We start from the raw sequence: 21,152 nt of genomic DNA on the forward strand, positions 1-21,152 counted from the left end.
CACCATTTTTTATACCAAAAGATGCAGACTTGCTCAGAAATAGAAAAATTCATACAAAGAAACGCCAAAACCGACATTTGCCGGAGTTGGCGCTTCTTAATCAGGGACTTATTTTACAGCCCCCTCTTCGTGCAGTTGGCGGGACTTGAACCCGCACGAGCGCAATGCTCACTAGATCCTTAGTCTAGCGCGTATGCCAATTCCGCCACAACTGCGAACCGTCATTTAACTGACGCGACTATTATAATACCATTGACTTGTGAAATTGTCAATGGTTTTCTGACAAAAAAACACCAAAAAAATTTTTTGAACTTTTTTTACTAATTGTGTTGACATCTGCGAAAATTTAAGGTATACTACATTTCGTTCGGTGGTGAGAAATCACAGAAACGAAAGGAAAATTACATATGCAGTTGTGGCGGAATTGGCATACGCGCATGATTCAGGTTCATGTGAGCATTACGCTCGTGAGGGTTCAAGTCCCTCCAACTGCACTGCAGCCTCTTCTGAAAGGAAGAGGCTGTTTTCATGTCGATTATATTTGGAAAAATTTTCATGGAGGAATAAGATGCTATGGTGGATTGTATGAAATATATCAGACAGCTGGCTGTCATCATGGCGGTATCGTTTGTGGGAGAGCTTTTAAACCGGCTCTTACCTTTTCCGGTTCCGGGGAGTGTTTACGGGCTGGTGCTCATGTTTCTCTGTCTGATGAGCGGGGGGATCAAGCTCAGGCAGGTGGAGGATGTGGGGGACTTCCTTGTGAAGATCATGCCGATTCTTTTTGTCGGCCCCTGCGTCAGCCTGATGACCGTGGTTGGAGAGATTGCGGATCAGATCGTTCCGATTCTGATCATCTGTATTGTAAGCACCGTCCTTGTGATGGCGGTGACCGGCTGGGTGGCCCAGGCGATCATGAGAAAGAGAGGAGACAGGGAGGAAAGCCATGAATGAGATTCTTACGGAAAGTGTTTATTTTGGATTTTTTCTGGCTCTGGCGGCCTACTGGATCGGACTGACGATTCAAAAACGGTTTCCCTATACCATCTGCAATCCACTGCTGATCAGCGCTGTTGTCTGTGTGGCAGTCCTTCTGTTCTTTCGCATCGATTACGAAGTTTTTGATGCGGGAGCATCCAAGATCACCTACTTTCTGACGCCCTGCACCGTGTGTCTTGCTATCCCCATGTACCGGCAGGTGAAGGTCCTGAAGAAAAACCTGGCGGCGATCCTCATCAGCATTTTCAGCGGATGCCTGACGGCTGCCCTTTCCATCTGGGGGCTGTGCGCACTGTTTCGGATGGATGGAACGATTTATCATTCCCTGCAGGCAAAATCCATTACTACGGCCATTGCCGTAGGGGTAACGGAGGAGCTGGGAGGTATTCCCACTGTGACGGTGGCGGCAGTGGCAGTTACCGGTATCTTCGGGAGTATCGTGGCAAAGACGTTTCTTCGCTTTCTTAAAATCACAAATCCCATTGCCGTTGGCCTGGCCTGCGGCAATTCCGCCCATGCCATGGCAACCAGCAAGGCTCTGGAGTTCGGCGAGCTGGAGGGCGCCATGTCCAGTCTGGCTGTGGTAGTGGCGGGTGTTGTAACGGTTATTCTGGCACCTGTTTTTTCCGGTTTGATCCCGTAATGGCGGGAAATGGTTGTGGCTTCCGGAATAATATGGTAAAGTAGAAGAAAGCTTTAGTGTACAGGCGGGAGAGAGCATGGACGAAAAACTTAACAAGCGGAAAGCGTTTATCATTAATTTTTTATTTTTTATTATTGTGGTGGGAGTGTTTTATGTTGTACTAAAGAAGCTTTTTCCCATTTTTCTGCCTTTTGTGATCGGATTAGCGATCGCCGTTCTTTTAAATCCGCTGATCCGTTTTCTGACCGATAAAACAAAGGTGAGCCGGAAATTATGGTCGCCTCTGGCTGTGATCCTCTTTTACCTGCTGTTCGGATCACTGATCTATTTTTTCGGAGCGAAGATCTTCGGCTTTATCCAGCGTGGAGCCATGCAGCTGCCCGGCTACTATGAGTCCCACATTGAACCTCAGTTAAATCTTCTGGTGGAAAAGATCGCTTCCAGCTTTCCGGAAAATCAGGACCGCCTCATTGAAATTGCAGGTTCCATGGAAAATACCGTACAGAATCTGATTCAGAAGGGCTCTGGTGCGGTCATCAGCCTCGGTGCATCGTATGTGGTGGCATTTCCGGGACTTCTGCTCCAGCTCGTTTTTACGATCATTTCCTCCTTTTTCTTTACCGCGGATCTGGAGACTATAAAGGAATTTGTGCTCCGTCAGATCCCTTCGAAGAGGAGAGGAATCGTGACAGAGGTGTTCCGAAACGCAAGAACCATGGTCGGCAGGATCCTCCGGGTCTATCTGCTTTTGATGTGCATCACCTTTGTGGAGCTTTTCATCGGGTTCAAGATCCTTCGGGTGGACATGGCGTTTTTCTATGCTTTTCTGACTGCTATCGTGGATATCCTGCCGGTTCTCGGTACCGGAACGGTACTGATTCCATGGGGGATCATCGCCTGCATTCTGGGCAACATGGGAATGGGTGTGGGCATTTTGATCCTGTATGTGATCATCACGGCAGTACGGCAGTTTTTGGAGCCCAAGATCATTGGCCAGCAGGTGGGGCTTCATCCCATCGTCACTTTGATCTGCATTTTTGCGGGCGGTAAGTTTATGGGAATCTGGGGTATTTTCCTGTTTCCCATTATGGCAACGGTGTTAAAGAAAATGAATGATGAGGGGACCATTCATCTCTGGAAATAAAATTCAGACTGTACAAACAGGGAAAAGTGGTATATTATAACAGTATCAATAAGAGGGAGTAGCCGGCAGACTTCTGGATTCCGCAGCGTCAGTACGATTGAAAGATCCGCTGGGAATTGAAATGGCAAGACTTTTATTGCAGCAAATGATGCTGCAATGAAGGCCTTGCCCTTTTTATTGCAGCCAATGAAGAAAGGAGAGGTTACGATGGATTTTTTGTTGGAAGGAATTATGGCAGTGACCTGGCAGCAGGCCGTCATGTATGCAGTCGGCCTGGCGCTTATCTGGCTGGCGGTGAAGAAGCAGTATGAACCGGCATTGCTTTTGCCTATGGGCTTTGGTGCCATTCTGGTGAATCTGCCCATGAGCGGTGTCATTAATCAGGTGCTGGAGGGGGTCGGTGAGACCGGCGGAATCATCCAGTGGCTGTTTGAGGTGGGAATTGAGGCATCGGAGGCCATGCCGATCCTTTTGTTTATCGGGATCGGCGCCATGATCGATTTCGGTCCGCTGCTTCAGCAGCCGGTCATGTTTTTCTTTGGGGCAGCGGCTCAGTTCGGCATCTTTTTTGCCATATCGGCGGCCTGTCTCATGGGCTTTCCCCTGAAGGATGCAGCATCCATCGGAATCATCGGGGCAGCTGACGGCCCTACGTCCATTCTGGTATCCCAAATCCTTCATTCCAATTATATCGGTCCCATTGCCGTGGCTGCTTATTCCTATATGGCGCTGGTTCCCATTGTGCAGCCATTGGCCATTAAGCTGGTGACGACGAAAAAAGAGAGGCAGATCACGATGGATTACCAGCCGGGCAGGGTATCAAAGGCCATGAGGATCGCATTCCCCATCGTCGTGACGTTTATCGTCGGACTTCTGGCTCCTTCCGCCGTGGCGCTGGTAGGATTTTTGATGTTCGGAAATCTTCTGAGGGAATGCGGTGTTTTGGGAAATCTTTCCGAGACGGCCCAGACGACACTGGCGAACCTGATCACGCTGCTTCTCGGTATCACCATTTCCTTCAGTATGAGGGCAGAGGTCTTTGTCAATGGAAAGACTCTGATGATCATGGGAATCGGCCTTCTGGCCTTTGTTTTTGATACCATCGGAGGCGTTCTTTTTGCCAGGTTTATCAACCTGTTCCGAAAGAAAAAGATCAATCCGATGATCGGGGCGGCCGGCATATCCGCTTTTCCCATGTCCTCAAGAGTCGTACAGAAGCTGGCTATGGAGGAAAAGCCGGGTAATATTCTCATCATGCAGGCGGCCGGGGCCAATGTGTCCGGGCAGATCGCGTCGGTGGTGGCAGGCGGTCTTGTGATCAGCCTTGTCACACAGTTTCTGTAGAAAGGGGAGAAAAAGCATGTGGAATAATTTTCTGATCTCACTGGAGATTATGGCGAAGGGGATGGGCGGCATTTTTGCGGCGATCCTGATCCTTGTTCTTTTTGTATGGCTGATGGGGAAAATCGGAGGCGGCAGGGAACAGAAGAACTGAAACCTCTGTCGACGAAATCGCTCTGTTGTGCTATAATTCATTTGGTAAATATTATGAAAAACAGAGGATAAGATCGTGACAGACATTTTTGTGCGGGCGGGCTCGTTCCTGCTCATTATTGTACTGGGCTATGTGCTGAAAAGAGTGGGATTTTTCGGGAAGGATGATCATCGGCTTGTTTCAAAGATTGTGCTGAATGTGACCCTTCCGGCGACGATCATCGTCAATTTTTCCTCCACGGAGGTGGAACCGTGGCTTTTGCTCATGTTTGCTCTGGGGCTCTTCGGTAATCTGGTGCTTCTGGCAGCTGCCATGGCATTCGGCAGGGGAGCCGACTGGAGCACCAGAAAGCTTCGGATGCTCAATTATCCCGGCTACAGCATCGGCTGCTTTACCCTGCCTTTTGTCCAGAATTTTCTGGGGGCCTCCGGTGTTGTGGCTACCTGCCTGTTTGATGCGGGAAATTCCATGATGTGTACCGGCACCACCTATGCCATTGTGGCGGAAATGGACAGCAGAAGAGGAAGCGGAAAAAGCGTCAGTCTGGGGAAGAAGGTCAAGGAAATCGGAAAGAGACTGGTTCGTTCGACACCCCTGCTTACCTATGCGGTGATGCTGCTCCTTTCCCTGTGTCATCTGAAGCTGCCGGCCCCCGTTCTCACCTTCACCGGCATTGCGGCCAATGCAAACCCGTTCCTTTCCATGTTTATGATCGGCATGATGTTTGAGATCCGGCTGGCACCGGAGAAGCTTAAGGAGATGGTGCGGCTTTTTGCGTGGCGGTATGGCATCAGTGTTCTGGTGGCACTCTGCTTTTATTTCCTGCTTCCGTTTCCCGTGCAGATCCGTCAGGCATTGACGTTGGCGGCCTTTTCACCCCTTTCCGTGGCGGCTCTCGCGTATACGGATAAGGTGGGCAGTGATACGGAGCTGGCAAGTGCCTGCAATTCCTGCAGCATTATCGTCAGTCTGGTGGTCATGACTGCCCTGGTAACGTTGTTTGCAATATAATAGAAAAAATGCTATACTGAATGCAACAATTTGCGAGGAGAATGACACTATATGGATAAAATGAAAATTACAGAGCTTTATGATCTGAGCCATACCCTGGCGGCGCCTTATCTCATGCAGTTTACATATCCCTGGGAGGCGCTGGCCGGTTTGGGCGATTTTATTACGGAGCTTGGAAAAAGCCTTCCCAGGGAAGAATATGAGGAGATCGGAGAACATATCTGGGCGGCAAAATCGGCAGTGATCGCCCCCACAGCCTCCATTGCGGGGCCGGCCATCATCGGAAAGGAAACGGAGGTCCGCCACTGTGCCTTCATCCGGGGAAACGCCCTGGTGGGAAACAATGCAGTTGTGGGAAATTCCACAGAGCTCAAGAATGTGATCCTGTTTGACAACGTGCAGGTGCCCCATTACAACTATGTGGGCGATTCTATTTTGGGTTATAAGGCCCATATGGGGGCTGGCTCCATTACCTCCAATGTGAAGTCCGACAAGAAGCTGGTCGTAGTCAAGGCCGGCGATGTCCGGCTGGAAACAGGGCGGAAAAAGGTTGGCGGCATGCTGGGCGATTTTGTGGAGGTGGGCTGCGGCACCATCGTGAATCCCGGTTCCGTTGTGGGACGGAACACCAGCATTTATCCGCTGTCCATGGTACGGGGCTTTGTTCCGGCAGATTCCATTTACAAAAATCAGGGAGAGATCGTAAAGCGGGTGGACTAAAGCTTACTGAAAAATAATGGCACCTGAGATGCCATTCAGAGAGGGGGATGTTCATGAAGCAGAGAAGGGGCCTGTCAGGAGAAAAACGGAGGACCCCATCCAAAAGGCCCTGTATGCCGCTGCTTTTGAGCGTCCTCCTCATGCTTTTGTTTTTGGCCGGCTGCAGAAAAGAGGGACACGGCAGCCTTTCTGCAGGAGATCCTGAAAACTCTCGGGATGACACCAAGGGAATACAACGAGTTTATCGTTTACTGGCTGCCACAGATGAAAGACAATGCCTGCAACCTGATCTCCCTCCAGGGTGAAAACTACGAGGAGGCAGAGAAGTGCTGTATATCAGGCAGATAAGCCTGCATACTTTCGGTGTAAAATACATCAATATCATGGCGAAATGCACTGCACAGTGTTGAAAAAGAAATGCTACAAGCGTATAATTACTCTTTGAAATACACATCAGGAACCCCGCGACAGATTACCTCCTGCAATGCAGCGGCTCTGCACACGGAAATGATCCACAAGAGAAAAAGAGGCTTTGAAATACATATTCGAAATAAGGAGGAACTGGTATGGCTTTTGGGATCATGCAGAAAAAGCAGGGCAACAGGCCGCAGAGGGTATGGCAGATACCGACCGCATGAACGCAGAAATTGCCGAAGAAGAAAAGGCGATCGACACCTTATGTCGGGAACCGGATCGCATTGGTTTACAGCGAAGACGGCGGCTCCCGGAGCACGGCGGACGATGATGCGGTGCTCTGCAGCCTGTCTCTGACGCCTTCTCCCAGCAAACGGATCGACGAGCTGACCACAGGCGGAGAGCTGACCGTCCAGGTCGGCCAATAAGCCGTTTTGTCAAAAAGATGATGGAAGGGCGGATTTATGCCCCGCAAATGATTGAAAGGAGAAGGAAATTATGACGGTTTTTTTCACGATTCCGTGGATCTTTATTGTTTTAATTGCGCTTGTCGCGCTTGCGTTCGGGTTTGAAACGGTCAGCGTGATCGTTACGTTTGTGCTGAAATACTTCTGGATCATTTCCGTTGTTCTGTGGCTGGGTCTGTATGGCTTTGTATCCATGATCATGGAAGCGGAGGAATTTGATGCGGACAAGCTGAAGGGCCTTCCCAGAAAGCTGTATGCAGGCCTGAACACGCTTCCGTTTCTGCCGCTTTACATGGTGTTTTATGAATTCCTGCGCGAGCTGAATGAATGCGTAATCAAGGTAAAGATCATTGCGCTGATCATGGATCTGGTGGGCGGCTTTTTTGTGCTGGCGATTGCTTTCTTCGCAGGGTTTGGGATCATATATCTGGGAAACCTGTTGTGGGATAAGGGGAAAAAGAAAACGGCAGTCGTCGTGGAACTGGTGCTCACATTCCTGTGCAGCGCGCTGGTATTCCTGGTCTATTTTGCGTAGCTTCGGCGGCGGCCGGCCGTATCCCGAAAATCAGGGAAAGTACCACCGCTCGCAGCCTTCAGGGGCGTCCTGGCAGGCTCCTGTGCGGTACATTCTGGATACACAAAGTGGGACCGGTATTTGAAAGGTGGGGTTGAAATGGCAAAATACTGTGGATACTGCGGCGCAAAGATGCCGGATAACGCAAAGGTCTGCGGAGCCTGCGGAAGAGCGTTCGCCCTTCCACGCAAAGAATCAGCCGGCGGAGCTGACGGCAAAGCCGCCCGTCCCGCGGAGGTTCAGGAAGCGCAGGGAGCTACTCAGCGGTGGAGCGCCGCGGGCGCTGCGCAGACGAAAGAGCGTCCTCGGGGAAAGGTACGTCATACCAGCAGAATTGTAATCGCGGTGGGGCTTGTCATTTTGCTCGCGGTGGGTTTCTGCGTTTTCCCCAGGGAAAAGACTTTGCAGGAATCCTCCGGGCTGACGTCTTCTGCCGTTTTGCCGGCGCATTTCACGGACCGCCAGATTACGGACGAGCGATCCGCGCAAGACGCTGTCGGCGATGTGGCGGCGCTGCTGGGAATTGAGTCTCCGGCGGAAGAGCTGGAAGCCGCGGACCGGAGGGAGGTCCTGGGCGACACGTATTATAGATTCCGGCAAATGTATCACGGCGTTCCCGTATATGGCCGCAGCGTGGTGGTGTCGGCAAGCGCGGAGGGAACCGCGCAGATGCTTTCTTCCGGTTATGAGCCGCTGGAAGACATCTCCGTGGAGCCAAAGCTCTCAGAAGAAGCGGCGCTGGCAGCGGCCGCGGGACAGTATTCCGATCAGGCCAATCTGACCTCTGAGGGTCTTGTGATCTATCCCCGGAACGGGGAGAAGCCGGAACTGGCGTGGTTGATTGATTGCTGTGCTGGGGAAACACTGGAGCTTTGCTTTATTTCCGCAATGGATGGCCGGTGTCTGGGAACGGATTCCCTTGTGAGAACAGACACGGTCCTGGCATCCGGGAAGGATATTCATGGAACCCTTTTTGAAGGGGAGAATGGATTTTTCTGCCGGACAACTGACAAGGGAAAATATGAATTGGCGGATGAGGAGCGGGGAATTACCGTTTACAATAACAATGGCAATACTCTCAAGGGCCTTGATGAAATGTACGGCATTCTTGACGGGGAAAAAGGGCATTTTTACAAGTGGGAAGACGGAAAATGGATCGGCGATGACGGTACAGTGGTGACGATATCCGGAGAGGATAACGGTTCGTTTGTCATCCGGGACCAGAACGGGACAGTCATCAGCGAACACGGTTGCTGGGGATTCCATTTCCAGATCAAGTATCCCCTTGAGAATAATCCCATTCATACAGTGACAGAGGTTATCAGCAATACGCCGTATTTCAGAAACAAAGAGGCCGTCACAGTTATGACCCGTACGGCGGCAGCGTTTGACTTTTATCAGACAGTTCTCAAAAGAAATGGCTATGATGACGAGTGGGGACCTACTTGGGCCTTTTTCAATGACAACCGGGGAGGGGACAGTACAAACTCCTCTTCCAGACAGCTGCCGGGTATTCCCGGGGCAATCATTGTCTTGGGAAAAGACAGTACGCTCAGCGACGATATAATTGCGCACGAGTATACCCACAATGTACAGCTGTCCATCTGTAATCTGACCTATTACGGCGAATCCGGCGCTCTGATGGAGGCTTACGCGGATATTTTCGGAGAGCTGTTTGAAGAGTGGTACACCGGAAGCTGCGACTGGGTCCATAATTCCGACAGAAGCCTCATGGACCCGGAGGGAAGCAAGGGGAAATACCCGGCGGAATACGAAGGGAAAAACTGGAAGGATCCGCTGGACAGAGTGAATGACCGGGGCGGTGTCCATTCAAACTGCACGGTCATCACCCACGCCGCCTGGCTGATGACGCAGCCTTCCGTCAATCCGAGCCGGTATGAGCCCCTTTCCACCAATGATCTTGCCCGGCTGTTCTATCGATCCATGTTCGGGATTGCGAACGCGGATATCACATTCAGCGAATTCCGGTCTGTCCTGACGTACACGGCGTATTCTATGTGCCAGAGCGGGCAGCTGACCGCAAAGCAGGTTGCCATGGTGGATTGGGCCATGGGGACAAAAGCCGGGATTCCCAGCTCTCTCCTGCGGGATGAGAAAGGCCGCAGGATGGTTTCCATCGACGGGAAGGCAAAGCTGTTTGTTTACCGGTGGGATGGGAGATTGTGCGACAACTATGATCTTCGCATTACCCGGCTCAATACGGACACGCTGCCGGATGCGTCCGCCGGGAATTTGCAACGTGGAGAGTCCCGCACCTACTCTGTCCGGGAGGCAGACGCTTTTCAAATTGATCTGGAACCGGGCATCTATGAGTTTACGCTGACGGATCCCACAGGCGCGGTGTCTCCGGAAACCGAGTACCTCCGGGTTGCGGAAAAGGACGGCCTGGCCGGATACCCGTTCTATCCGGGATTCGGAGACGTGTCGGATCCTGTGGCCACAGTGGATGTGAAGCCGGGGGAATCCCATTTCTATCAGATTACCTATGAGACGCTGACGTGGGAAGAGGCGAAGAAGGCCTGTGAGGATGAGGGCGGGCATCTGGCTACCATTACGTCGGCGGAGGAGCAGGCGGCGATCGAAGCGCTGAATGTGCAGGATGCCAATCTCTGGATCGGAGCCAACCTGGATGACAGCGGCGCCTGGGCCTGGGTGACCGGAGAGCCGTGGTCCTATACCAACTGGAACGAGGGGGAGCCCAACAACTCCTCCAATGTGGCCCCCAATGAGACCTGTGCCGCCGTCTGGCCGAAGGGCTGGAATGACCTTGCAAACGATAACCTCTATGAACAGAGCGGATATATCTGTGAGTGGGACGGTGCACAAGAGCCTGCGGTCACCGACTCCAGCAGGCTGAAGTGCGGCGTTTATGTTTCGTCCCAGGATCCCGGAAACACCCTTACGGTCCATCAGGTGGATGGCAATACAGCTACATTTACTGTTTTTTGGCCCCGCATCGCCTCGATCGATCACGCGGAAGCCACCTTCCAGGGAACCACGGGAGATTTTTACTACCTGGGTCCGTCAGGCGGCTATCATGCGGCCGGACAGCTTGTGGACAATTTGGACGGAACGCTGGTCCTTACGCTGACGGATTCGGACTTGCCTTATGTGTCCGTTGGAACTGCAGAGACGTATGTTCTGGATGAAACGCAAGCGGTGGAAGAATGGGAGCCTGCCGCTTCCTCCGGCGGGATCCTGACAGATGAGCAGCTGGAAAACCTGAAAATCAGTCTGGGCGTTCCGGAAGATATGCGCGTGCAGTATCTTCAGTCCGATTTGTCCTACTGGCCATCCGGACGATGTTGGGAAGTGTATGTACAACTCCTGCATGAAGGAAACGCAATTGCTATGGCAAGCGTCAATCCGGGCAGCGGAGAAGCGACGAGAAATATTATCGCCTATTCTGGCGCAGAGTATCCCGCCAGCCTTTCCGAACCCCACTCCCCGGATTCTCTGATCGGCGATTGGAAGCTGGATGAAAATGAGCACTCCCGGGTTCAATTCATTGATTTCAAGCAAAACAGAGAGGTAACGGTTTGGTACAGTTCCGGAGAAACGGAAACCGCACCCTACCGGATCGAAAGCGTCGGTATTGTTGTGACTGGGCAGAATACGGTTCATTATTACTATATAGATGGAACTGATTTGTATCTGTCCGAGAATCTGGACAGGCCCGCTTTACTCTACCATCTGAGAGAATGACGGCAAGACCATAAGGCTGTTTTGCGTCACTTCGCTCCGAACAAGGGAGTGCCTCCCTTGCGCTGCTTACGCAGCTATTCCAGCGCGCTTTGCGGCGGATACAATTTTCTGACGCAGACAGTCCCCGCCGAAAAGTCTGAAAATTCCATACTATCAGCCAGACCGTCTACTGAAAAAGTAGGCGGTCTTTATTCATCCCATCCTATCAAAAAGGCGGTCATGTATTATGCCGAAACAGAAAACCATCCCGGAACTGAAAGCCGAGATCGCTACCAATGAGCGTCAGCTTGTCCAGCTCCAACACAAACAGCAGCAGTTTGAAAATCGTATCACCTATTATGAAAAAGGCGACCGACGGAAGCGGGCGCACCATCTTATCACCCGTGGGGCCGCTGTGGAGCGTGTAGTCCTGAAACACATTCAGGCTGTGACAGGCTACATTCTGCGTCATGAGGCACATTTCCGTACTGTGATGGAAGAACAGCTCCGGCCGGAAAGCGGTGAGCAAATCCGTATCCGCAGAAAACGGCTGGAACGGAATGAAAACCGCATCGCTGAGCTGAACGGCTGTTCATCAGAATTTACGAGGACAACGCCAGCGGGCGGCTGAGTGATGACCGCTTCGATATGCTGAGCCTGACCTATGAAACGGAGCAGAAGCAGTTGGAGGCTGAGTGCATCACCTTGCAGCAGAAAATTGAAGTACAGGAACGACAGAATGAAAACATTGAGAAGTTCATTCAGACGGCGCACAAGTATGTGGGTATCGACGGGCTGGGCTTCATCCCGCTGAATGAGCTGATGAAAGAGGAAACGGCGTGACCGGAGTCACGCCGCACTACTTGAAAACTCAAGGTTTTCACCATTTTTTGATTTTACTGTTTTACGACCACCCGGCAAAAGGGCGGTGGGCTGCGGATATCCATCGCCCGTTCTGTTTAGCTTCTGAAATTTTGTAAAGTGTCTGCTCTTAAAGGTTGTATTCATCAAAGCCTGGTGATGAAGGACATAAGAAAATCGATCATCTCCTCCGGCGTTTCCTTCATGCCGGTGTCCACCCATTTCTTTGTGACGCTGTTGATCAGGCCCATTTTTCCAACAGAAAGATACTTGTCCTGTATCGTATCCTCAGGGAACAGGGATACGCTTTGCTGGATCCTGTCCTCAGTTCTGGTAAATATTACAGATATATTTTCAAAACGGATTTTTTTCATCTGCTTTTGCCGCCGCGCGATCCGGTAGAAATGATTGAACAGAAACTCCCGCCACTTTCTCTCGTCACTGCGGAGGAGGATCGGCGAGATATCTTCGAGCAGCTCTTCGGACATCTCATCGGAGATAGCATCAATTACATCATTGATCGAATTGAAATTCCGGTAAAAGGACGCCCTCGCCACTCCGGCGCGGGTGACGATATCCGTTACCGTGATGTCCATATAACGCTTCTCTGCCATAAGCTCCATGACCGCATCCTTGATCTCTCGCTTCACGGAATAGCCCTCATTTTTTTTCATGATACAAAATGCCCTCCTTTTGTCTCATTTTTCGGAATCATATTGATATTTCAGCAGAGCTGATGTACAATGCCCCCTATGTGATACATTGTGTCTCGTTTATGGACAGCATTGTATCGCACCTGTTTCGCAATGTCAAGGTAAAAGGAAAGGTGATTTCAATGGAAAATAAAAATCTGGAAGTATTCAGCAACGCGCCTGTACCGAAGGCGGTGCTGAAAAATGTGCTGCCCGCCATGGCCGCCATGGTGATGGTGCTGATCTACAACCTGGCAGATACCTTCTTTATCGGTCAGACTCATAACGATATTCTGATTGCCGCCGTGTCTCTGGCTATGCCGGTGTTCCTTCTCTTTATGGCGATAGGAACGATCTTCGGTGTGGGTGGCGTCTCGGTAATCTCCCGGGCATTGGGAGAGGGACGCTCAGACTATGCAAAGAAGGTCTGTTCCTTCTGTATGTGGGGCTGCGTCATCACCGGAGCCGTACTCTCTGTCCTTTTTTTGGCATTTATGGATCAGATCCTTGCTATAGTAGGCGCAGACGCCGCCACGTCGGGTCCTGCGAGAACATATCTCACCATCGTCAGCCTGGGAGGTATCTTTGTCGTAGTCTCCAACTGCTACTCCAACGTGATTCGCGCCGAAGGGCAGGCGGGCAAGGCTATGATGGGACAGCTTCTGGGAAATCTCGTGAATGTGATTCTCGATCCCATCATGATTCTGCTCTTTGACTGGGGCATCGCAGGTGCTGCCATCGCCACGGTGATCGGCAACGTGTTTGGTGCGGTTTACTATATTATTTACTTCCTGCGGGGAAAATCTGTCCTCAGTATCCATCCCAGGGACTTTACCGTGCGGAATAAGGTCTGCACCGGAGTGCTGGCCATTGGCATTCCCGCTTCCCTGGGGTCTCTGCTCATGAGCGTCTCCCAGATCATCCTGAACAGCTAGATGGCCCGTTACGGGAATATGGCTGTTGCGGGCATGGGAGTGGCGGCGAAGGTGACCATGATCACCGGCATGATCTGCGTAGGCATAGGGCAGGGAGTCCAGCCGCTGATCGGGTTTTGTGTAGGGGCAAAGAAGTGGGAACGGTTCAAAAAGATCATGAATTTCTCCATTGTGTTCGCACTGCTGCTCAGCGTTGCGATGACAGGAATCTGTTACCTGTTTACAGAGCAGATCGTACACGCTTTCCTGACGGACCAGACCGCGTTTGATTTCGAAATGCAGTTCTCCCGCATTCTGCTGAGCACCAGCTTCCTGTTCGGCCTTTTCTATGTGCTTTGCAACGCGCTTCAGGCCATGGGCGCTGCCACTGCGGCACTGGTCGTGAATTTAAGCCGACAGGGAATCATATACATTCCCGCGGTGTTCATCATGCAGACTCTGCTTGGCATTACGGGGCTTGTCTGGGCACAGCCTGTGGCGGATGTGCTTTCCCTGTTACTGGTTGCGCTGCTGTATATTTTCTCCATGCGGAAAATGAAATCCAAAATGAAGCCGGCAACGGATTAATTTTAGCGATTTAAATTGAAAGGGAGGTTCTTTACATGAACAGCAATTTAGTCATCACCATAGGACGAACCTTCGGCAGCGTCAAGCGGCGGCAGAATATCTGTATTTCCAATGACCTTGTAGGCTTTATCCCCGCGAAAATTTGATATTACTTTGTTACGACCCCGCCCAGCTGCCGGGAATTGATTGCGCAGATCAGTGCCGATTTTTCCAATGGTCATCGAGGAGCTTGTTCAGTTCAGCTCCCAAGAGGACGATATTCATGCAGATATAGAGCCACAGCATCAACAGGATCAGGGCGGTCAGGCTGCCGTAAATATAGGAAAAATTGGCTATGTGGTCTACATAGAGGGAGTAGACATAGGAAAAAATCAGCCATCCAAGAGCGGTAAAGGCGGCCCCCGGAATCTGTTTCAGGAAAGACAGCTTTTTGTTGGGCAGGATGGTGTAGATCAGTACAAAGAACAGAAGGAAAAGGGCAATGGAAAGCCCGGTGCGGAACAGGATGATGATACCGGAAAAATAAGCCAGATGAGGAAACCAGGATTCCAAAAGCATCTGGATCCGGTTTCCGAACAGAAGCACGCCGATCGTGAATATCAGGATGAAAACAAAGCCGATCGTATAAACAATGGACAAAAGCCGCTGGATCACAACATTTCTTGTCTCCTTTGCTTCAACAATATTGTTTAATCCCTGCTGGAGAGAGTAGATGCCTTTGGAGGCGGACCACAGTGTGGTGACGGCGGACACGGAAATGATCGTTGTGGCCGAGTTGGTGTAAACGTCGTTGAGAATGCTGGCAATCAGATCCTGCACTTCCGGAGAATTGGGAAGTACTGACAGAATCATTTTCATTACCGTCTCCTGGGAATAGGGGATAAAAAACTGAATCAGAGGAACGATCAGCATGACAATAGGAATGGCGGAAATCGTAACAAAAAAAGAAACCTGTGCCGCATACACAGAAATCTTGTCGTCAAAAATAAGCTGGAAAAATTTTTCCAGAAACCGCTTCAGCTTCTTCATAGGACACCTCTGTCATAACATAAATTAGAGCACTTTGTTTTCAGTGAAGTATATCATGTTGCGTTTCGAATTTCAAGGGAGACAGGAAAACCAAAGGTTAAAAAATCCTTGACAACAATAGGTTTTATGTTAAAATATGTCATAGGTTTTCTATTATTATCATATGCAAAAGGCGTTGAAGGTGTTAGTAGATGCACTGTTTTCTATCAGAGAGAGGAGGCCACCGGCTGAAAGCCCCCTTAAGTTCAGGCAGGCATTGAGGTTCCCACCGGAGCTGCATATCCGAACTGAATTGATGCAAAGTAGGAGATGACGGAGCCGTCCGTTAAACGGCAGTTGAGCGTCTGCGTAATGCGCAGAAATCAGGGTGGTACCGCGAGCAATTCGTCCCTTTGCCAGTGATGGCAAAGGGATTTTTTTACGCGAAAGCTACAAGCCATGCACCGCTTGCCCGACGAGAGGGGGCTGCTTGCAGCCCGCTGAGCAGTCGGGCAGAGCGGTATAGGGCGCCAGCCCGCGAGCGAGAGTGCCGAAAGGCACAGGAGCGACGCATGGCGCAGGAGCGGATGGAAAAAAAGAGACTAAAAGGAGATTATTATGAAGGAAAAGCTGGAACAGATCAGACAGGCGGCCCTTGAGCGGATCGCCGCTGCTGATGCATTGGAAAGCCTTAATGAAATCCGTGTGGCTTACCTGGGCAAAAAGGGTGAGTTAACCAGTGTTCTTAAGGGAATGAAGAATGTGAGCGCCGAGGATCGTCCAAAGGTGGGACAGATGGTCAATGAGACCCGCGCGGTGATTGAGGAAAAGCTGGAAGAGACGAAGGCAAGGCTGGCAAAGAAAGCCAGAGAAGAAAAACTGAAGCGCGAGGTCATTGACGTGACGCTTCCTGCCAGAAAAAATCATGTGGGACACAAGCATCCCAACATGATCGCTCTGGAAGAAGTAGAGCGTATTTTTGTGGGCATGGGCTATGAGGTCGTGGAAGGCCCCGAGGTGGAATACGATTATTACAATTTCGAAGCTCTGAACATTCCCAAGGGACATCCGGCCAGAGATGAGCAGGACACCTTCTACATCAATGACAGCATTCTGCTCCGCAGCCAGACTTCCCCGGTACAGGTGCGTACCATGGAGAAGGGGAAGCTGCCGATCCGCATGATCGCACCGGGACGCGTATTCCGTTCCGACGAGGTGGACGCCACCCATTCTCCTTCCTTCCATCAGATCGAAGGCCTTGTAATCGATAAGAACATCACGTTTGCAGACCTGAAGGGAACGCTGCAGGAGTTCGCAAGAGAGCTGTTCGGTGAGGACACCAAGGTGAAGTTCCGCCCTCATCATTTCCCGTTCACGGAGCCCAGTGCTGAGGTGGACGTGAGCTGCTTCAAGTGTCATGGCAAGGGCTGCCGTTTCTGCAAGGGCAGCGGCTGGATCGAGATCCTTGGCTGTGGTATGGTGCATCCCAATGTACTTCGTATGTGCAACATTGATCCGGAGGCGTATTCCGGTTTTGCATTTGGTGTGGGACTGGAACGTATCGCCCTTCTCAAGTATGAGATCGATGACATGCGTCTTCTGTATGAAAACGACATCCGTTTCCTGAAGCAGTTCTAAGAAAGAGAGGAAGGAAAACATTATGAATACAGCATTATCCTGGATTAAAGCATACGTTCCTGACCTTGACGTGACAGCTCAGGAATACACCGACGCCATGACCCTTTCCGGAACCAAGGTTGAGGGCTATGAGTGTCTGGATAAAAACCTGGAAAAGATCGTGGTGGGCCAGATCTTATCCATCGAACAGCATCCCGATGCAGATAAGCTTATTGTCTGCCAGGTGGATATCGGAACAGAAACCGTTCAGATCGTAACCGGTGCGCCCAACGTGAAGGTGGGAGACAAGGTTCCGGTGGTACTGGATGGTGGCAAAGTGGCAGGTGGCCATGACGGCGGCCCCATGCCGGAAGACGGAATTAAGATCAAGAAGGGCAAGCTTCGCGGAATTGAATCCTGTGGAATGATGTGCTCCATTGAGGAGCTGGGTTCTTCCAGGGATATGTATCCTGATGCTCCCGAGTTTGGTATTTATATTATGAAGGAGGATGCGCCTGTCGGTGCTGATGCCGTAGAACTCCTTGGCCTTCATGATGTGGTTTTTGAGTATGAGATCACCTCCAACCGGGTGGACTGCTACAGTGTTCTGGGAATTGCCAGAGAAGCGGCAGCTACTTTCGGAAAGAAGTTTATACCGCCTCATCCGGTGGTAAAGGGAAATGACGAGGATGTCCATGATTATGCCTCGGTGGAAGTGGTGGACACGGAGCTCTGCCCTCGTTACTGCGGCCGCGTGGTAAAGAATATTAAGATCGGTCCTTCTCCTGAGTGGATGCAGCGCCGTCTGGCGGCCAGCGGGATCCGTCCCATCAATAATCTGGTGGATATCACCAATTATGTGATGGAGGAATACGGCCAGCCCATGCATGCCTTCGATCTGGATACCATTGCCGGTCATAAGATCATTGTAAAGCGGGCAAAGGACGGGGATGTATTCCAGACTCTGGATGGACAGATGAGAACTCTTGACAAAGATATTCTGATGATCAACGATGCGGAAAAGGAGATCGGCATTGCCGGTATCATGGGCGGAGAGAATTCCAAGATTACCGATCAGGTAAAGACGGTGCTCTTTGAGTCCGCCTGCTTTGATGGAACCAACAACCGTCTGTCGGCCAGAAGACTGGGACTTCGCACGGATGCATCGGGAAAATATGAAAAGGGCCTTGATCCCAACAATGCGGAGGAGGCCATCAACCGGGCCTGCCAGCTCATTGAGGAGCTGGGCTGCGGCGAAGTGGTCGGCGGCATGATCGATGTGTGCTCCAGCAAGCCGGAGCCGAAGCGGATTCCCTTTAATCCGGAAAAGATCAACCGTTTCCTGGGAACTGACATTTCCAGGGAGGAGATGCTTTCCTACTTTGGACCGCTGGAAATCGGATACGATAAAGAAACCGGCGAGGTCATCGCTCCCACCTTCCGTCAGGATCTGGGCTGCGAGGCTGATATTGCCGAGGAGGTGGCAAGATTTTTTGGCTATGCCAATATCCCCACCACACTTCCTTCTGGTGAGGCAACGACCGGAAAGCTTTCCTTTAAGCTTCGTGTGGAGGAGGCTGTCCGCGAGGTGGCAGAGTTCTGCGGGTATTCCCAGGGAATGACCTATTCCTTCGAAAGCCCGAAGGCATTTGATAAGCTTCTTCTTCCCGAAGATTCTCCTCTGAGAAAGACAGTCACCATACTGAACCCTCTGGGTGAGGATTACAGCATTATGAGAACTATTTCTTTAAATGGAATGCTGACTTCCCTGGCAACCAATTATAATAGAAGAAACAAAAATGTGAAGCTTTATGAGCTGGGCAATATCTATCTGCCCAAGGCACTTCCTCTGACGGAGCTTCCCGACGAGAGAATGCAGATGACTCTTGGCTTCTATGGCGAAGGCGATTTCTTTACCCTGAAGGGTGTCATCGAGGAAATTTTTGACAAGCTGGGTATGACCGACAGGATCACCTATGATCCCCAGGCAGGAAAGCCGTTCCTCCATCCGGGACGTCAGGCAGAGATCTCTTACCACGGTCAGGTGATGGGATATCTGGGCGAGGTTCATCCGGAGGTCCTTGACAATTACAGCATCGGCGACAGAGCTTATGTGGCTGTTCTGGATATGCCGAAGGTTGTGGAATGTGCGTCCTTTGACAGAAAGTACACCGGAATTGCCAGATTCCCGGCAGTTACCAGAGACATCAGCATGGTTATGGATAAGAATATCATGGTGGGTCAGGTGGAAGCCGTCATTGAAAAGAAGGGCGGAAAGCTTCTGGAGTCCTATCATCTGTTTGACCTTTATGAAGGTTCTCAGATCGCAGAGGGCAAGAAGTCGGTGGCATATTCCATTACCTTCCGGGCTCAGGACAGAACTCTGGAGGATAAGGATGTAAACGAGATCATGGAAAAGATCCTTGGGGAGCTGAAGTCCATGGGTATCGAGCTTCGCGGATAAAAAAATCAGATAACGATGCGGCAGTCACGGAACAGGTGGCTGCCGTTTGTTATGGAAAAAATATGAAGGGCCGGTCTGAATAAGATTTTTCCTTTTCCTTATAATAACTCTGAAGGAAGAGTTTCATACGGAGAAGGAGAACATTATGGACAGATATTTGAAGATCACAGCAGTCAGGGGAAGAGAAATTCTGGATTCCCGGGGGAATCCTACCGTAGAGGCGGAGGTGATTCTGGAAAACGGAGTCACAGGACGGGCCAGCGTTCCGTCCGGAGCATCCACAGGAAAATTCGAGGCGGTGGAGCTGAGAGACGGAGGGGAGCGTTACCGGGGGTTAGGAGTGAAAAAGGCCGTGGACCATGTGAACACCGTGCTGGCCCACGCATTGCTCAATCAGAATGCGGCAGAACAGGGAAGGATCGATGGACTTCTCATCCGGGCAGACGGAACAGAAAACAAGGAAAATCTCGGAGCCAATGCCATTCTCGGAGTATCCATGGCTGTGTCACGAGCCGCGGCAAAGGCTCTTGGACTTCCGTTGTTTTCCTATTTGGGAGGAATTTATACGAACCGGATGCCGGTGCCCATGATGAATGTGTTAAACGGAGGAAAACATGCAGATAATACGGTGGATCTGCAGGAATTCATGATCATGCCGGTGGGGGCGGAAAGCTTTTCCGAAGGACTTCGTTCCTGTGTGGAGGTGTACCACACTCTGAAAGAGATTCTGAAGAGCCGGGGACTTTCCACTGCGGTGGGAGACGAGGGTGGCTTTGCTCCTGACCTGCCTGACACGGAATCGGTGCTGAATCTTTTGGTGGAGGCCATGGAAAAATGCAGAGTTAGGCCCGGCGTGGACATGGCCATTGCCATGGATGCGGCATCCAGCGAGCTGTACGATGAGGAGCGGGACGTCTATTATTTTCCCGGCGAGAGCAGAATGAGCGGAAAAGAGATTCTCAGGCTCCGGGAGGAAATGGTGGATTATTATGAAAATCTGGTAAACCGTTATCCCATTGTATCCATTGAGGACGGGCTCCATGAGGAGGACTGGTGCGGCTGGAAGCTTCTCACCGGAAGGCTGGGGGAGCGGATCCAGCTGGTGGGAGATGATCTGTTTGTGACAAACACGGAACGACTGAGGCGGGGAATCGATCAGAAGCTTGCCAATGCCATCCTGGTGAAGGTGAACCAGATCGGTACTCTGACGGAGGCATTTGCGGCTACCGATATGGCCCAGAAGGCCGGTTATCACGCGGTGATTTCCCACCGGTCCGGGGAGACGGAGGACTCCATCATTGCTGATATTGCCGTGGCATCGGGAGCAGGACAGATCAAGACGGGGGCGCCCTGCCGTTCCGACAGAAATGCAAAATACAACCAGCTTTTACGCATCGAGGAACAACTGGGAATGTGTGCAGTATTTGAGAATCCCTTTGGGACATTTTAGAAAAAACTAGTTGCCAATCCTGTCCTTTTATGGTAGACTATTTATGTTTGACCGTAGGAGGTGTGAAAATGGCTGTATTAAAAGTAATTTTAACTGTTGTTTTTTTAATTATAAGTTTGGCATTGATCGTGATCGTACTGCTTCAGGAAGGAAAATCCGCAGGCTTGACCGGTTCCATCAGCGGCGCTGCAGAGACCTTCTGGGGCAAGAATAAAGGACGTTCCATTGAGGGTAAGCTTGAGAAGGTTACCAAGTACGGAGCGCTTTTATTCCTAGTACTGGCTCTTGTTCTGAATATGCTTTAATTTGGAACTTATAGCGGAGAAGATGGGATTCATTATCTGCCAAGGCACAAAGGATACGCCTTAGGCGGCGATGAATCCCTT

20 protein-coding genes, 2 tRNA genes and 1 other annotated feature are annotated in these 21,152 nt (G+C 51.0%); of the genes, 19 read left to right on the top strand and 3 right to left on the bottom strand.

Translation table 11 applies throughout. The features are described 5' to 3' along the window. Positions 1-130: 130 nt before the first annotated feature. Positions 131-215, bottom strand: a tRNA-Leu gene (locus QJ036_RS08195). Between the two features lie 194 nt (positions 216-409). Here QJ036_RS08195 and QJ036_RS08200 point away from each other — a divergent pair. From QJ036_RS08200 to QJ036_RS08260, 13 genes are all read left to right on the top strand, one after another. Next, positions 410-494, top strand: a tRNA-Leu gene (locus QJ036_RS08200). 91 nt (positions 495-585) lie between these two features. After that, a complete protein-coding gene (locus tag QJ036_RS08205) occupies positions 586-954 on the top strand; it encodes a CidA/LrgA family protein (protein WP_283230905.1) in 369 nt (122 codons plus the stop codon). Next, on the top strand, positions 947-1,642 hold the full coding sequence (locus QJ036_RS08210; protein WP_283230906.1) for an LrgB family protein: 696 nt from the start codon (positions 947-949) through the stop codon (positions 1,640-1,642). The genes QJ036_RS08205 and QJ036_RS08210 overlap by 8 nt, the downstream gene beginning before the upstream one ends. Before the next feature lie 76 nt (positions 1,643-1,718). Beyond that, positions 1,719-2,786, top strand: a complete 1,068-nt coding sequence (gene ytvI / locus QJ036_RS08215; protein ID WP_283230907.1) for a sporulation integral membrane protein YtvI — start codon at positions 1,719-1,721, stop codon at positions 2,784-2,786. A 207-nt stretch (positions 2,787-2,993) separates the two neighbouring features. After that, on the top strand, positions 2,994-4,130 hold the full coding sequence (locus tag QJ036_RS08220) for a sodium ion-translocating decarboxylase subunit beta (protein ID WP_283230908.1): 1,137 nt from the start codon (positions 2,994-2,996) through the stop codon (positions 4,128-4,130). A gap of 16 nt (positions 4,131-4,146) precedes the next feature. After that, on the top strand, positions 4,147-4,281 hold the full coding sequence (locus QJ036_RS08225) for a hypothetical protein (RefSeq protein WP_283230909.1): 135 nt from the start codon (positions 4,147-4,149) through the stop codon (positions 4,279-4,281). Positions 4,282-4,356: 75 nt separating this feature from the next. Next, on the top strand, positions 4,357-5,292 hold the full coding sequence (locus tag QJ036_RS08230) for an AEC family transporter (protein WP_283230910.1): 936 nt from the start codon (positions 4,357-4,359) through the stop codon (positions 5,290-5,292). Between the two features lie 51 nt (positions 5,293-5,343). After that, a complete protein-coding gene (locus tag QJ036_RS08235; RefSeq protein ID WP_283230911.1) occupies positions 5,344-6,012 on the top strand; it encodes an LbetaH domain-containing protein in 669 nt (222 codons plus the stop codon). Between the two features lie 647 nt (positions 6,013-6,659). Continuing rightward, the gene (locus QJ036_RS08240; protein ID WP_283230912.1) at positions 6,660-6,854 is read left to right on the top strand and encodes a hypothetical protein; all 195 of its coding nucleotides are present in this window, start codon (positions 6,660-6,662) and stop codon (positions 6,852-6,854) included. A 70-nt stretch (positions 6,855-6,924) separates the two neighbouring features. Continuing rightward, a complete protein-coding gene (locus tag QJ036_RS08245; protein WP_283230913.1) occupies positions 6,925-7,428 on the top strand; it encodes a hypothetical protein in 504 nt (167 codons plus the stop codon). Positions 7,429-7,566: 138 nt separating this feature from the next. Then, positions 7,567-11,193 carry a lectin-like protein gene (locus QJ036_RS08250; RefSeq protein ID WP_283230914.1) on the top strand — a complete coding sequence of 1,209 codons (3,627 nt, stop codon included), beginning with the start codon at positions 7,567-7,569 and terminating at the stop codon, positions 11,191-11,193. Positions 11,194-11,419: 226 nt separating this feature from the next. Continuing rightward, on the top strand, positions 11,420-11,803 hold the full coding sequence (locus tag QJ036_RS08255; RefSeq protein WP_283230915.1) for a DUF3847 domain-containing protein: 384 nt from the start codon (positions 11,420-11,422) through the stop codon (positions 11,801-11,803). A 17-nt stretch (positions 11,804-11,820) separates the two neighbouring features. Further along, positions 11,821-12,015 carry a hypothetical protein gene (locus tag QJ036_RS08260; protein ID WP_283230916.1) on the top strand — a complete coding sequence of 65 codons (195 nt, stop codon included), beginning with the start codon at positions 11,821-11,823 and terminating at the stop codon, positions 12,013-12,015. A gap of 164 nt (positions 12,016-12,179) precedes the next feature. On the opposite strand, the gene QJ036_RS08265 is transcribed toward QJ036_RS08260, so the two are convergent. After that, entirely contained in the window at positions 12,180-12,707 is a 528-nt protein-coding gene (locus tag QJ036_RS08265) for a TetR/AcrR family transcriptional regulator (protein WP_283230917.1), read from the bottom strand. 161 nt (positions 12,708-12,868) lie between these two features. Here QJ036_RS08265 and QJ036_RS08270 point away from each other — a divergent pair, with 161 nt between their 5' ends. Both QJ036_RS08270 and QJ036_RS08275 read left to right on the top strand, forming a co-directional pair. Further along, positions 12,869-13,660, top strand: a complete 792-nt coding sequence (locus QJ036_RS08270; RefSeq protein WP_283230918.1) for an MATE family efflux transporter — start codon at positions 12,869-12,871, stop codon at positions 13,658-13,660. Beyond that, positions 13,661-14,227, top strand: coding sequence for an MATE family efflux transporter (locus QJ036_RS08275; protein ID WP_283230919.1), 567 nt, complete (start codon positions 13,661-13,663; stop codon positions 14,225-14,227). A gap of 195 nt (positions 14,228-14,422) precedes the next feature. On the opposite strand, the gene QJ036_RS08280 is transcribed toward QJ036_RS08275, so the two are convergent. After that, positions 14,423-15,256 (bottom strand): YihY/virulence factor BrkB family protein, encoded by an 834-nt coding sequence (locus QJ036_RS08280; protein WP_283230920.1) that lies wholly within the window; start codon positions 15,254-15,256, stop codon positions 14,423-14,425. 166 nt (positions 15,257-15,422) lie between these two features. Next, positions 15,423-15,651, top strand: a binding site (T-box leader). A gap of 202 nt (positions 15,652-15,853) precedes the next feature. Here QJ036_RS08280 and pheS point away from each other — a divergent pair. The 4 genes from pheS to secG all read left to right on the top strand — a co-directional run bounded on the left by pheS (position 15,854) and on the right by secG (position 21,071). Then, on the top strand, positions 15,854-16,873 hold the full coding sequence (gene pheS / locus QJ036_RS08285) for a phenylalanine--tRNA ligase subunit alpha (RefSeq protein ID WP_283230921.1): 1,020 nt from the start codon (positions 15,854-15,856) through the stop codon (positions 16,871-16,873). Between the two features lie 22 nt (positions 16,874-16,895). Continuing rightward, complete coding sequence (gene pheT, locus QJ036_RS08290; protein ID WP_283230922.1) at positions 16,896-19,316, top strand: phenylalanine--tRNA ligase subunit beta; 2,421 nt, start codon at positions 16,896-16,898, stop codon at positions 19,314-19,316. A 145-nt stretch (positions 19,317-19,461) separates the two neighbouring features. Further along, positions 19,462-20,766 carry a phosphopyruvate hydratase gene (gene eno / locus QJ036_RS08295; RefSeq protein ID WP_283230923.1) on the top strand — a complete coding sequence of 435 codons (1,305 nt, stop codon included), beginning with the start codon at positions 19,462-19,464 and terminating at the stop codon, positions 20,764-20,766. Between the two features lie 68 nt (positions 20,767-20,834). Continuing rightward, on the top strand, positions 20,835-21,071 hold the full coding sequence (gene secG, locus QJ036_RS08300; RefSeq protein WP_283230924.1) for a preprotein translocase subunit SecG: 237 nt from the start codon (positions 20,835-20,837) through the stop codon (positions 21,069-21,071). Positions 21,072-21,152 lie beyond the last annotated feature (81 nt).

Origin of the sequence: Fusibacillus kribbianus (genome assembly GCF_030053595.1) — a bacterium.
Lineage (GTDB): Bacteria > Bacillota > Clostridia > Lachnospirales > Lachnospiraceae > Lientehia > Lientehia kribbiana.